The 13,089-nt window shown below is 58.3% G+C and carries 11 protein-coding genes; 2 read left to right on the forward strand and 9 right to left on the reverse strand.

What is annotated here, in order from left to right; translation table 11 throughout:
* Window positions 1-4: 4 nt before the first annotated feature.
* Genes NB069_RS06490 through NB069_RS06500 form a run of 3 tightly spaced genes read right to left on the reverse strand, consistent with a single transcriptional unit; the run spans window position 5 to window position 3,828 of the window.
* Entirely contained in the window at window positions 5-2,545 is a 2,541-nt protein-coding gene (locus NB069_RS06490) for a fimbria/pilus outer membrane usher protein (protein ID WP_250588607.1), read from the reverse strand.
* A gap of 14 nt (window positions 2,546-2,559) precedes the next feature.
* Window positions 2,560-3,234, reverse strand: coding sequence for a fimbrial biogenesis chaperone (locus NB069_RS06495; RefSeq protein WP_250588608.1), 675 nt, complete (start codon window positions 3,232-3,234; stop codon window positions 2,560-2,562).
* Window positions 3,235-3,291: 57 nt separating this feature from the next.
* Window positions 3,292-3,828, reverse strand: coding sequence for a fimbrial protein (locus NB069_RS06500; RefSeq protein WP_250588609.1), 537 nt, complete (start codon window positions 3,826-3,828; stop codon window positions 3,292-3,294).
* A 289-nt stretch (window positions 3,829-4,117) separates the two neighbouring features.
* Here NB069_RS06500 and ybiB point away from each other — a divergent pair, with 289 nt between their 5' ends.
* The gene (ybiB, locus tag NB069_RS06505) at window positions 4,118-5,080 is read left to right on the forward strand and encodes a DNA-binding protein YbiB (RefSeq protein ID WP_250588610.1); all 963 of its coding nucleotides are present in this window, start codon (window positions 4,118-4,120) and stop codon (window positions 5,078-5,080) included.
* Window positions 5,081-5,189: 109 nt separating this feature from the next.
* Here ybiB and ybiJ read toward each other — a convergent pair whose 3' ends face one another.
* The 5 genes from ybiJ to mcbA form a co-directional block, all read right to left on the reverse strand.
* Complete coding sequence (ybiJ, locus tag NB069_RS06510) at window positions 5,190-5,450, reverse strand: DUF1471 family protein YbiJ (protein WP_250588611.1); 261 nt, start codon at window positions 5,448-5,450, stop codon at window positions 5,190-5,192.
* Window positions 5,451-5,735: 285 nt separating this feature from the next.
* Complete coding sequence (locus NB069_RS06515; RefSeq protein WP_039029401.1) at window positions 5,736-6,002, reverse strand: DksA/TraR family C4-type zinc finger protein; 267 nt, start codon at window positions 6,000-6,002, stop codon at window positions 5,736-5,738.
* A gap of 71 nt (window positions 6,003-6,073) precedes the next feature.
* On the reverse strand, window positions 6,074-6,751 hold the full coding sequence (ybiX, locus tag NB069_RS06520) for a PKHD-type hydroxylase YbiX (RefSeq protein WP_250588612.1): 678 nt from the start codon (window positions 6,749-6,751) through the stop codon (window positions 6,074-6,076).
* Window positions 6,752-6,812: 61 nt separating this feature from the next.
* Window positions 6,813-9,098 carry a catecholate siderophore receptor Fiu gene (locus tag NB069_RS06525; protein ID WP_250588613.1) on the reverse strand — a complete coding sequence of 762 codons (2,286 nt, stop codon included), beginning with the start codon at window positions 9,096-9,098 and terminating at the stop codon, window positions 6,813-6,815.
* 272 nt (window positions 9,099-9,370) lie between these two features.
* Window positions 9,371-9,631 carry a DUF1471 family periplasmic protein McbA gene (gene mcbA / locus NB069_RS06530; protein ID WP_250588614.1) on the reverse strand — a complete coding sequence of 87 codons (261 nt, stop codon included), beginning with the start codon at window positions 9,629-9,631 and terminating at the stop codon, window positions 9,371-9,373.
* Window positions 9,632-9,872: 241 nt separating this feature from the next.
* Between mcbA and rlmF the strand changes: the two genes are divergently transcribed.
* Window positions 9,873-10,787 carry a 23S rRNA (adenine(1618)-N(6))-methyltransferase RlmF gene (rlmF, locus tag NB069_RS06535; protein WP_250588615.1) on the forward strand — a complete coding sequence of 305 codons (915 nt, stop codon included), beginning with the start codon at window positions 9,873-9,875 and terminating at the stop codon, window positions 10,785-10,787.
* 59 nt (window positions 10,788-10,846) lie between these two features.
* Here rlmF and ybiO read toward each other — a convergent pair whose 3' ends face one another.
* Complete coding sequence (ybiO, locus tag NB069_RS06540; protein WP_250588616.1) at window positions 10,847-13,054, reverse strand: mechanosensitive channel protein; 2,208 nt, start codon at window positions 13,052-13,054, stop codon at window positions 10,847-10,849.
* Window positions 13,055-13,089 lie beyond the last annotated feature (35 nt).

The raw sequence follows: 13,089 nt of genomic DNA on the forward strand, positions 1-13,089 counted from the left end.
TCATTCAGACACATTGTGCGGTGGCATTTACCACCGGATCGCGGGTATGGGACGGCAACTGATAATGGGCAGAGCAGTGGGCGCTGGCGCCTTTGCCCCAGCTGACGTTAACCGTGCCGCGGTTGTGCATCCCGGTCAGGTAGACCTGCCCGCCGTCGCCGACAATAAACTCACCGCTGTCATGCGCCTGGGCGGCGGTGGCGCCAAACGGCACCGGACGCCCATCGGGCCGGGTAAGGGTCAGCAGCACCCGGCTGCCAACGCGGGTATCAAAGCTGGCACGCACCACCGCGCCCCGGGTGGGGGTCACCACTTTCGTTGCCTGACTGACGTCCGCCCCTGTGGGCAGGCTTTCAGTATCCAGCGTGACGGTATTGTGATGGTAGGGCGTGACGTAAGGCACGATGGCGTAGCCGCGATAGTCGGTGTTGACCCCGGTCTCGTTGTCGACCCCGGTTCCGCTGGCCCCCGGAGCCTCCACCAGCGCGACGGTATCGCCCATGGGCTGGCCGAAGGTGACGCCGTGCGCATGGGCTATCACGCTGCCCTGCACGCCGACATTGAGCTGGTGCTGCTGGTTATCCTGGGAATACCCCGCCGTCATCTCGCCGTAGGTGGCTTTATAGTCGGTGGTCAGGTTGCTGCTGTAACCGCTGGACTGGCTGTGGCCCTGCTGCACGCCCCAGCTAAGGTTGTTATGGGCAAGCGCGGTGCCGTTCAGGCCGACGCTCTGGGTGGTGTCATGTTTGCTGCTGTTCAGGGTGTAATTCACCCAGGTATTTTTCAGCCAGCGATCCAGCGGCACCGAGACGTTCAGGCCGATAGTCTGTTCGTTTTGCCGCTCGTCGTCGTCCTCGTTGTCCTGGGTATTCTTGCTCAGGCCGTAATTAAGGCCATAGCTGATGCCGTGCCAGCTGCCGTTGTAACCCAGGGTGAGGGAGGTCATGCCCTGGTCGCTGTGCCAGTAGTTTTCTTTCACCAGACTCAGCGTCAGCGAGCCCAGCGACCCGCCCAGGGACTGATCGAGGGTGGCCTCCTGACGACTGCGCCGCCCGTCGGGAGGCGTCCAGTCATCATCCCGGGTGTGGGAGTTCATGACATCCGACATCGTGGCAAACCCGTCGCTGCTGTAGCGATAACCGGCCAGCGATAAGTGGGTGCCGGTGGTGACAACGTCTTTGCTGTAGCGCACCCGCCAGGCGCGGCCATGGGTAGTTTTTTCGCCCTGCAGGCGCGATTTCGCTGCGGTCACATCCACCGAAAATGCGCCAAGGTCGCCGATGTTTTTTCCGGAGCCGAGCGCCAGGGCATCGTAATACTGGCTGGTCTGGATGCCGCCATAGAGGGTGATATCGTGCGGCAGGCCGTAGATCCCGGTGCCCTGCAGGAACGGCGTTTTCTCCACGCTGTCGTCATAGCTGCGATAGCGCCCGCCGGTCAGGCTGTATTTGAACCGTCCTTCACGCTGCAACACCGGCACCGAGGCGTAAGGCACGATAAAGTGCTGCTCGCTGCCGTCGGTCTCTTTCACCGTAACGTTCAGATCCCCGCTGCCCCCGGTGGGGTAGAGATCGTTAATCTCAAAGGCGCCGGGGGCGACATAGTTCTGATAGATCACGTATCCGTTCTGGCGAACCACCACCTGCGCATTGCTGTGCGCCACGCCGCGAACGCGCGGCGCAAAGCCTTTCATGCTGTCCGGTAACATGTCGTCATCCGACGCAATCTGCGCCCCGGTGAACGACAGGCTGTCGAACACGTCTGAGGGGGTGGAGCTTTGCCCAAGGGTCACGACGCTGCCCAGCGACAGGATGTTGCGCTGCGCATAGCTGTACACCGACGAGAAATCCCGCTGCGTCGAGTCATCGTCCCGGGTCTGGCTCCAGGTGGAGTAGTTGCGCAGCCGCCAGGCCCCCAGATTCACCCCCGGGCGCAGGTTCAGGTATTCGTTACGCTGATGGCCCCCGCCATCACCCCGGCTGTGCGTATCCCCGGCGGAGTAGCTGTAGTTCAGCAGAAACGCGTTAATCCCATTGTCCATCTCTTCCGGTGGCACATACCCATGAGGAACCGGGATGATGGCCGCCTGCGGAATGCTCAGCAGCAGCTGCTGGTGGCCGGGGCGGAAAGTGGCGCTGGCGTCAGGTAACCCAGAGAGATCGACACAGTCATCACCTTTGGGGGCGCTGAATTTATCGCTCTGGATACCCAGGCTTTTGAGGGAGTCTACGGACAGACAGGGCTGGAGGATGTCCTCATTTTTGGCCGACTTTTGCAGCTTAAAGGCGATGTTTTTATTGGCAACCTTGTTGTTATTGACATAGACATCCACCTGATAGTCCCCCGGCGCGATACCCGGGCCAGACTCGTACAGCGAGAGGTCGGGTTTACCCTGATCGGGGGCGTCGATGTCGAGCATCGCCGGGTTAAAGTAATCCTCCGCCAGCACCTGCTGCACCCCGAAGGCCAGCGCCACGCAGCCCAGCGCAATACGCAGGCCGCGGGCGTAGTTACGTGGCGCTTTGGTTGTATAGTCCCAGGGCATGGCGGTTCCGGCGGTTACTGCAGGCTGGCAGACCAGGCGCGGCTCACCGCACCATAATCGTTAATGATTTTCCAGCTGACGCGGGTGCCGTTGATCCCACCCGGCACGGCGAAATGCGCGTCGCTGTCGGGCGCAACCCAGCTGATGTCGTCGATGTCTTTACCGCCAACGGTGATCTGCTGGAAGTTCATATAAAACGGCGTCGGGTTGCTCACCACCAGACTGTTGCCCTCTTTGTGCCAGCGCAGTTTATCCGCAACCTCTTCTGGTTTACCGGATATCCCCGCCGGGCGGTAGATCAGCTTGATGCGCGTTTTGATGGCGATTTGCAGGGTGTTGGTGTTCTCGTGATGCGCGGTAGAGGGAATCGATTTGATATTCAGCCAGTAGAGCGATTCGCGATCGCCCGGCAGATTGCCGCCGGTGTGCACCACGCGCAGGACATTGTCCTGGCGGCCATCCAGACGGAACAGCGGCGGGGTGATCAGAAACGGCGCTTTTTCCCGGGTATGATCCTGGCTCTCTACCCAGGATTGCACCAGGTAGTCGAGGTTATCGGGGTTGGAAATGCCCAGCGACGCTTCTTTTTTATCTCCCTGATAAATTAAACGGGTTCCTTCGATAATGACCCCGGCGTGAGCGGCGGAAGTCATTAACAACAGGGAGGCGATCAAAACAGATTTACGCATGAGGGGACTCTGAAGTAAACAGCACGGCGCCTGGCCGCATGACCAGGCGCGGGTGGATTAGTTGTACATAACGGTAAAGGTGGAGACGGCATTCGCCGGGCCAGCGGTGATGGTGCTGCCGGTCTGGATATAGCGTGCGCCAAATACCAGATCGTTGGTGGTGGTGCCCGACTGCAGCGTATAGCTGGTGGATGGGCTGTATAAGCTCAGTGGGCTTTCGGTTTTATCCAGCAGCTGGACGCCAACACCGGTTGCCGCGCCCGTACCCGGCGTCACGGCCAGTACGTTGGCATTGGAGCTGTCAGCAGAGCCGCCAAAGGTGATGGCGGCGCTGGTGATGGTTTCCGGGCAGTCTTTCAGTTGAATATCGAAACGGGTGACAGAGGTCGTAGAGCCTGAGCCGGTGAAGGCCGTTTGCGACACTTTGCCCAGTGAAACATCCAGCGGGCTGCTGACGCCGTTGACCACCTGACACGCGGTATCAATGATTTCGCCGGAGAAGTTAATTTGCCCCTCGCCGCTGTTTGCAGCCCAGGCAGAGACAGAACAACATAACGCAGTGGCAATAAACGTGCCGGTAACGATTTTACGCATAACAATTCCTGAATAAATGCCGGTGTTAATAACATCCGTTGTGATTAATGGATAAATAAAGGGGCGATACGTTATCGGGGGCTAATTTACGTAATATATGGCGGGCGATTAACTATAGGCCGGGTCAATAGTAATTTGATTAATGATTGAATTATTATTTTTTCTTTGATTACAAAGAGATGGGTTGATTCTGGCGGGGCGGCTGGCGCGAAACCGATAAGAGAAATGTCTGTCCGCCGTCACCTTATCGACGCTATAGTGTTAACAAGATGTCGCAAGGAGAGTTGTCGTGGATTATCGCAAAATTATCAAAGAGGTTGGGCGAGGGAAAAATCACGCCCGCGACCTGGATCAGGAGACCGCCCGGGCCCTTTATACCCAAATGTTGAACGGCGACGTGCCGGAGCTGGAAATGGGCGGCATTTTGATTGCGCTGCGCATTAAAGGCGAAGGCGAAGCCGAAATGCGCGGCTTTTATGAGGCGATGCAGGCGCAAACCCTGCGCCTGACGCCCCCCGTCGCGAAGCCGATGCCGGTGGTGATCCCCAGCTATAACGGCGCGCGCAAGCAGGCCAACCTGACTCCGCTGCTGGCGATCCTGCTGCACAAGCTCGGCTTCCCGGTGGTGGTTCACGGCGTGAGTGAAGATCCGACCCGCGTGCTGAGCGAAACCATCTTTACCCTGCTGGGCATTGAGCCGACCCGTCACGGCGGCCAGGCACAGGCGAAGCTGGACGGGCATCACCCGGTCTATATTCCGGTGAGCACCCTGTGCCCGCCGCTGGAAAAACAGCTGGCGATGCGCTGGCGCATGGGGGTGCGTAACAGCGCCCACACCCTGGCGAAGCTGGCGACGCCGTTTGCCGAAGATGCCGCGTTGCGCCTTTCCAGCGTTTCGCACCCGGAATATGTCACCCGCGTGGCGACCTTTTTTGCCGACATCGGTGGCCGCGGGCTGCTGATGCACGGCACGGAAGGGGAAGTGTATGCCAACCCGCAGCGCTGTCCGCAGCAAACGCTGATTGATGCGGCAGGTACCCGGGTGGTGCTGGAGCGTGGCGACGAGAACACTAATCTGTCTTTGCCGCAGGCGAAAGATGCCGAAACCACGGCGCGCTGGATTGAGAGCTGCCTTGCCGGGCGCGAAGCGGTGCCGCACTCCCTGAAGCTGCAGATGGCCTGTTGCCTGCTGGCGACCGGCCAGGTGGAGACGGTGGATGCCGGGCTGGCGCGGGTTAACCAGAGTTTTTAACGAAAAAAAGCCCGTCCAGCGATGGACGGGCCAAAAAACAACAAAGGGTCAATGAGGGTTGGATCAGCCCGCCAGCGAACCGGCGAGCAGGGCAGAGATAAGGGTCAGGTTATTTGTAGATAACCGCGGTGCCGCTCAGTTTGTTGTTGGTGTTGGCGGAGGTAATGGTGTAACCGGTCGCGCCAGCCGCTTCTGCTTTGGCAGCCAGACGAGCTTCCAGACCGTCCAGCGTGGTCGCGCCTTCAGCACTTACCACACCGATTTTGTTCATGCCGTTTGCCTGGGCCGCAGTGACAGATTCCGCCGCGAAAGCACCGAAGGAGAGGGTGGTCAGGGCAACAGCAGCAACAGCATATTTGATGGTTTTCATGGTTAATTTCTCGCAGGTTATTCTGTTAAGGGGACGTTGTTCCGTCGATGTGATAAGTATCACGCTTTTTTGCGAGAGATAAAATCGAAGAGAATTGACGTCATTATTCGAAAAATTTGAATGACAAATAAGTTATTGAATATTAATAAATTCAATGAATGGATTTACGTTTCTTGCCGTTGCGCTTTACAGACGAGACGATGAGGGCACATTTCGACAAACCAGGGGCTAAAAAGCGTGCTCAAAAAAGTAAACGCTTGCGCGGCTTTGCAGCCGCCAGCCCAGTCATCGCAGCTGGCTGTCTTTAGATCCCCTGCGATTATATCCTGCATGTGATGCATTATGTGAATCTTTCTCCTGCTGGCAGGCGATGCACAGCCGCACGCCGGGCACGGCCTTACGGCGCGCTTCGGGGATCGGCTCCTCACACTCTTCGCAGAATTTCAGGCTTTCGCCCCGCGGGATTTCGCCCCGCGCCCGGGCTACGGCATCTTCAATGGTACTGTTGATCTGTTCATTAACGGCGTCATCATTCGCCCAACCGGAAGCCATAAACCCCTCCTGACAGATATTGCGCTGTACAGTAAATATGGGGTCAAAAAACGAACAATCAAGGCAGGTGACTAGATTTCAGACCATTCGCGCAGCAGGTTGTGATAGAGATTCAGCAGGGAGAGCACCTCATCACTTTCGCCGTGTCGGGCGCGCAGAGTCTGGATATTGCGATCCAGGTCGAACAGCATGCCGCGCTTTTTATCGTCGCGGATCATCGACTGGATCCACATAAAGGAGGCCACCCGTACTCCCGCAGTCACCGGCGTCACGCAGTGCAGGCTGCTGGAGGGATAGAGCACCAGATCCCCCGCCGGGAGCTTCACGCTGTGCTGCCCGTAGGTGTCGTTCACCACCAGCTCGCCCCCCTCGTAACTGTCGGGATCGCTTAAAAAGAGGGTGGCGGAGAGATCGGTCCGCATCCAGCCGCTTTGCGGGTGGCTGCGCACGGCGCCGTCAACGTGAAAGCCGTAGGTCTCCTGCTGCTGGTAGCGGTTAAACAGCGGGCTGGAGATCTGGCGCGGCAGGGCGGCTGCAAAAAAGAGCGGGTGCTGATTCACCGCCTGCAACACCCTGGCCTGCAAGGTGGTGTACAGCGGGCTTTGGGTGTCGACCTGCTGGTTGTTTTTCACCTGTGCGCCCTGGTTCCCCACCGTGGCGCGCCCGTCAATCCACGGCGCCTGCTCCAGCTGAGCGCGAAACTGCGCCACCTCATCGGCATTCAGCACGCCTGGAATGTGATACATCATAAAAGTTCTCCGAATCAGAAGAGCACCGAAGCGTGGGGGAGCAAAGCTCCCCCACCTGTTATCAGAAGTGCATGTTCGCCGTTAACATAAAGGTACGCGGTTCGCCCGGATGGTAGCGGTAGCCGCTCTTGTTGATGGAGGCGACATAGTCCTCATCAAACAGGTTGTAGACGTTGAGCTGCATATCGAGGTTGCGGTTGACGCGATAGCCCAGTTTGGCATCGGCCACCCAGTAACCTTCTGTAAACGACGGGGTACCCACCGCGCCGTCAGAGCCACGGTGCATGCTGCCAATATAGCGGGCACCCGCGCCAACGGAGATATCGTCCGTTGCCTGGTACTGGCTCCACAGGGTGAAGGCGTGTTCCGGGGTATAGGGAAGGGAAGAGGTGCCATCCTGCGCCACGTTGTTGCCGGTGCGCACGCTGGCGCGCTGCTGGGTATACCCGCCGATCACCTGCCAGGCCGGCGTGATGTTACCCGCGACGGACAGTTCATAACCCTCGACGCGTTTTTTACCGTACTGCGAGTAGGTGCCGTCATCGTTCTGCTCGACTTCGTTTTCGATGTCAGTGCGGAACACCGCCGCGGTCAGCAGGAGACGTTTATCCAGCACTTCCCACTTGGTGCCCAGCTCGCTGGTTTTGGCCTTCTGCGGTTTAAAGTCGGTGCGGTTGGCGCTGCTGCCGGTGCCACCCTGCGCCAGGGCGAAGTTGTTGCCGCCCGGCGGCTGCTGGGAGATGGCATAGTTCACATAGATGTTGCCGTGCCCGGTCAGATGATAAAGCGCCCCGGCTTTCCAGTTCACCAGGTTGCCCGAGGTGGCGGTATCCACGGTGGTGACCGGGGAACCTTTCGGGGTTCCGGCCGGGCAGGCGACTGCCCCACGACCGGTGCCGCCGCAGACGCTGGCGCTGTCATATTCGGTGTGGTACGTATCGAGACGAATGCCGCCGTTCAGCTCGATATCACGGGTGATCTGCAGCGTATCAAAGGCGTAAATCCCGAAGGTGTCGGTCCGGCCATTGGCATTGGCGCCGTTATTGTTCAGGCCGCCAATATCAACGTTGCTGTTCGGGTGATAGATATTGACCGGCGGCGGGGTGATGGCATCCACGCCGTAGTTGGTCTGGGTTTCACGGGTGAACTCCACCCCGGTGCTGATATCGTGGCCGACGCTGCCTGTGAAGAATTTGGTCGTCAGGTTGGTCTGGTTAGTCAGGATCTTGTTGCTGACATCTTTGGTGTTGGCGAGACGCGACCAGGTCCAGGTATCCACGTTATTGCGGTCAGGCTGGGTGATGTTGCTGGCGCCACCCATTACGGCGGTCATCAGATAATCCTGCTTCACCCGCGACCAGCGCGTGGTGTTACGCACGGTGGTGTTGTCATTGAAGTCGTGTTCAAAGCGCATCGTGGCAGTGTCGGAGGTGGAGTCGTCGTAATCGGAATCGGTGCCGTAGAAGTTGCTGGTGTCCACCTTGCCGGAGTGATTCAGCGCCGCGGTGCCCGCCGACGGTGCGGAGTAGCCCGGCAGCCCGATAGTCGGGATCCCGCCGTCCGGGGTATTGTGCTGGGTCACGTGCAGGTAGTTCAGATAGAGACGGTTTTCCGTTCCCAGACCAAAGGCGAGGGAAGGGGCCACGCCGTAACGTTCGTTTTTAACGTTATCGCGGCCTTCATCATGGGTCTTTTCACCCATCAGGTTCAGACGAAACGCCGAGGTATCACCCATCACCTGGTTAATGTCGACCGTGCCGCGGCGCATCCAGGCGCTGCCGATGCTGGCGGAGGCATCAATGCCCGAATCCAGACGCGGCTGTTTGCTGATCATGTTGATCGAGCCGCTCGGGGCGCTGCGTCCGTAATCGCTCCCGGATGGCCCTTTGATCACTTCCACCTGTTCGGTGTTGAAGGTGTCGCGAGTGGTGCTGCTGATATCGCGAATACCGTCAACGTAAATGCTGTTCGAGGTATCCACGCCGCGCATGTACACCGCATCGCCGGTGGTGGAGTTACCGTTTTCACCGGCGAAGAACGCGCCGACCCCGGGGACGTTTTTCAGGGCGTCGGTCAGGTTGGTCGTGCCCTGGTCCTTCAGCACCTGCTCTGAGATCACGGTCATGGTGCGGGTGGTATCGGCCACCGGACGGCTGAATTTTGCGTCGGCGGACTTCTGCGGAGCATACAGTGAAGGCTGTGCCGCTTCGACGATCAGGGTGTCGTCACTCTTCTTGTCGTTATTCTCCGCCGCGACAGCAGTAGCCACGGGGGTAAGACCGATACACAGACCCGCAAAAAAGGTCAGCGAGTTGAAGCTGTTCGGAACGTTGCGATTTTTATCCATATTGTTTAGCGACTTATAATTTTTAGTATTGAGTTTCCATTACGTTTCAGGCAGGTCTGAGCCTGTTCCTGTGCCACGTGAATATCCGTAATGAACCTACAAATGATAATAATTGTGATAAACATTATCATTTGGCGTGACTTTTTATCACTCTCGCCAACAAAATGAAATACGTAAATTTACATTGGCTGCTAAAAATCTTCACAAAGTGGAGGTCGGGCAAAAAATGAACTGCACCCCGGAGGATGCAGTATGCAGTGCAGAGAGGGGAACTATTTGTAGATGGTGGCAGTACCAAACATATTGGTGTCGCCGCTGGCAGAGTTAACGATATAGCCTTTGGCACCTTGTTCACGTGCTTTTTCAGCCAGTTTATCTTCCAAATCGTCGAGGTTTCTTGCGCCCGAGACCTGCACCGTTCCGGCAGGCCTCAGCTGACTGGTAACGCCGTTGCTGAGTGATTCGATCGACCATGCAGCAAACGACGCACCTGCCAGTGAAGCGGCAGCCAGCATTACCAGATATTTTTTCATAATCACATCCTCTGATTGACAACGGGTGATGCACACTAAGTGTAGAACGGGTCAGAGTGTGATTTAGTGCAAAAAATTGATGATGATCTGCTTATTTTTTGAACGACATATTTTGACAATTCCATGACAAATCAAATACATACAGGTGACTGATTTTTGGCGTTTTATTCTGGCGCGCAGAGAAATATTTACCGTTGCGCCCGCAACGGGTATCTTACGCCGCTGTTTACAGGAGAACGCCATGACACCCGAGAAGCCGGGGTTGCACCCACGCAACCGCCACCGTAGCCGTTACGACATGAATGCCTTGTGCGAAAGCTGTCCGGCGCTGCGCGAATTTATCACCCAGACGCCAGCAGGCGAGCCAACGGTAAATTTCGCCGACCCGCAGGCGGTAAAGACGCTGAATAAAGCGCTGCTGATGCATTTCTACGGTGTGGCCCAGTGGGATATTCCGGACGGCTATCTCTGCCCGCCGGTTCCGGGGCGTGCCGACTATATTCACCATCTCGCCGATCTGCTGGCGGAAGGCAATAACGGTGAGGTGCCCGCGCAGGCGACTATCCTCGATATCGGCACCGGCTCGAATCTGATTTACCCCCTTATCGGCGTGCATGAATACGGCTGGCGCTTTACCGGCAGCGAAGTGGACACCCAGGCCTTCGCCAACGCCACCGCCATCATTAACGGTAACCCCGGCATGAGCCGCGCCATTCGTCTGCGTCGTCAGAAAGAGGCCTCGGCGATCTTCGCGGGCGTTATCCATAAAAACGAACAGTATGACGCCACGCTCTGCAACCCGCCGTTCCATGATTCAGCGGAAACCGCCCGGGCAGGCAGCGAGCGTAAGCGCCGCAACCTCGGCCAGGCGGCCGACGGCGCGCTGAACTTCGGCGGCCAGCAGCAGGAGCTGTGGTGCGAAGGGGGCGAAGTGGCGTTTATCACGAAGATGATTGCCGAGAGCGCCCAGTTTGCCCGTCAGGTGAAGTGGTTTACTACCCTGGTCTCCCGCAGCGAGAACCTGCCGCCGCTCTACCGCGCCCTGACCGACGTCGGGGCGGTAAAAGTGGTGAAAAAAGAGATGGCCCAGGGTCAGAAGCAGAGCCGCTTTATCGCCTGGACCTTTATGGACAACGCCAGACGCCGCCAGCGTTAAGTGCTTAACCCTCTCCCCACAGGGGAGAGGGGACAGTCAGGTGCGGTGCCTGGCGAGATCTACAGGGTAGGTTCCTGCGGGGTAGGTGGGGCCGATCCCGGCGGCGGCAGCAGCTGATACATCTGCACCGGCATCCGCACGTTCGCCAGATCGAAGTGCTTTTTCACCATGCTGTCGAGGGCGAAGCGCACCGTCCACTGCTTCAGCGGCTGGGTGGTGAACGACACGCGCAGGGTAAAGGCGGTGCTGGTCAGGCCGACAATCCCGGCGAATGACGGGTCACCGATAATCAGCCCGCGAATATCTTCCCTTTCCAGCAGCTCATCCACCGCTGCTTTCAGCGCGTCTTTCGCTTTCTCCGCATCTTCATGCCTGTCCACGTCGTAGTTAGCCACCACCGACCCGATGCCGCGCACGAAGTTGGCGAAGGTGGTGATCGAAGACCACGGAATAATGTGGTACGCCCCGGTATCCTGCCGCACCCCTACGGAACGAATCGACATCCGCTCTACCGTGCCGGTCAGCGGCCCGATGGTCACCAGATCTCCGGTATTCATCCCGTTTTCAAACTGAATAAAGATCCCGGTAATGATGTCTTTGACCAGCGTCTGGGAGCCAAAGGAGATCGCCAGCCCCAGGGCCCCGGCACCCGCCAGCAGCGGGGCGATATTGACGCCAATTTCTGACAGCACAATCATGATGGTAATGGTGCTGATGATCACCGCCAGCGCGTTGCGAAACAGCGTCAGCAGGGTACGGGCGCGGGCGCTCGGCAACGGGCGGCCATGGATATCCGATGACAGCCGGTTCTCAATCAGGCTCGCCAGGAGGGTCCAGCCGATGGCGGAGAAGAAGAGGATCAGCGCAATGCGGATCAGAATATCCACCGTCTTCTCACCGGCGCCGTTGTGCAGCCAGTTCCAGAAGTCGAACAGTCCCCAGGCGCTGAGCAGCAGCATGATGGCGACGCAGACCGTCAGGATCCGCGCCACCTTGAGCGACACGCCGATCCAACCGTTGAGCCGCTTTTGCAGTTCGGGATAACTGCGCTGCACGTGCGGCGACAGGGTGATGGTTTTCGCCAGCCAGCGCGAGAGCAGCCCCGAAACGAAGGCGGCAACGCCGACGATCGCCAGGCTGCGGAAGGTCGCCCCCATCATAAATTTCAGGCTGTTGCCCGGATCGAACAGGGAGAAGAAACAGAGCACGATAAAATAGGCGCTCGCCAGCCAGTGCCACACCAGGGCGAAGGCGCGAATAAACAGGCTGAAGAAAGCGAGGGAACGGTCGGCAAGGTGGAGTAACCCCTCGGTAATGGCGCGCTTGTTGTGAAAGATCAGATACAGCGCCCAGACGGTGATACAGAGCATAATCAGCACGTTTGCCAGGGCACCAATCTGCACGTTGACCTGATTAGAGATAATCGGCACCGCCACCAGCAGGCCGTAGCCGATGATGCCGCTCAGGATGCTGAGGCGCAGCGACCAGTAATGCGCGGCGCGGTCGTTAATGCCGAAGGGACGCAGGTCGGGCACCCGGGGGCAAAATATCAGGCGCAGAATCGCTTTAAAGAACTCAATCAGCGCGAAGGCATTGAGAAACAGCGCCTGCTGGAACGCAATGGTGGGGTTGCCGGTATTGAGATGCTCGCTCAGGATCTGGCCGACAGAGAGGGTCAACGCCAGCAGCAGCAGGTCGATAATAAAAGCGACGGCGATGGACAGGGGGAGGTGAATCCAGCTGCTGGATTCCCGGTTCTTTTTACGCCCCCAGCTGCCCATCTTGCGGTACAGCGGCCAGGCGCACAGCCTCAGCAGCCAGTAAAACGCAAAGACCAATCCGGCCAGGATCAGAAACTGCTCCGCGGCGGCGGTAAAAGTTTGCGGGTTAAAGGGCTTATGCGGGGAGCCAATCAGGTTGCGGTAGAGCTGGGCGAAGCGCGTGGCCAGAGCATCGCCGTAATGGCGGCTGATATCGGTGACGTTCTCCAGCACCGTTTTCTCGTCGGCAATCTCCGGCGGGGTGATTTTGGGCACCGGCTCCTGAGGCGGAGTGGCGGCCACGCTGCGCAGCTGGCTTATCAGCTCCTTGCGCGAGGCGTCGTTTTCCAGCACATCGGCCAGGGCAGAGTAAGCCGCCTTTTTCTGCTCAACGTCCGGCTCTGCAGGTGGGGGTGTTTCTGCGGTCGCGGCAGGCACGCCCGGCAGGCTGACGGCCTGGGCAGGCAGGCAAAACAGGCTTATCAAAAGCAGCAGGATCCAGGGCACGGTGTCCTCCGGTGACAAAAATGTGCAAAGTGATA

The organism is Leclercia adecarboxylata, from assembly GCF_023639785.1.
GTDB classification, from domain to species: domain Bacteria; phylum Pseudomonadota; class Gammaproteobacteria; order Enterobacterales; family Enterobacteriaceae; genus Enterobacter; species Enterobacter adecarboxylatus_D.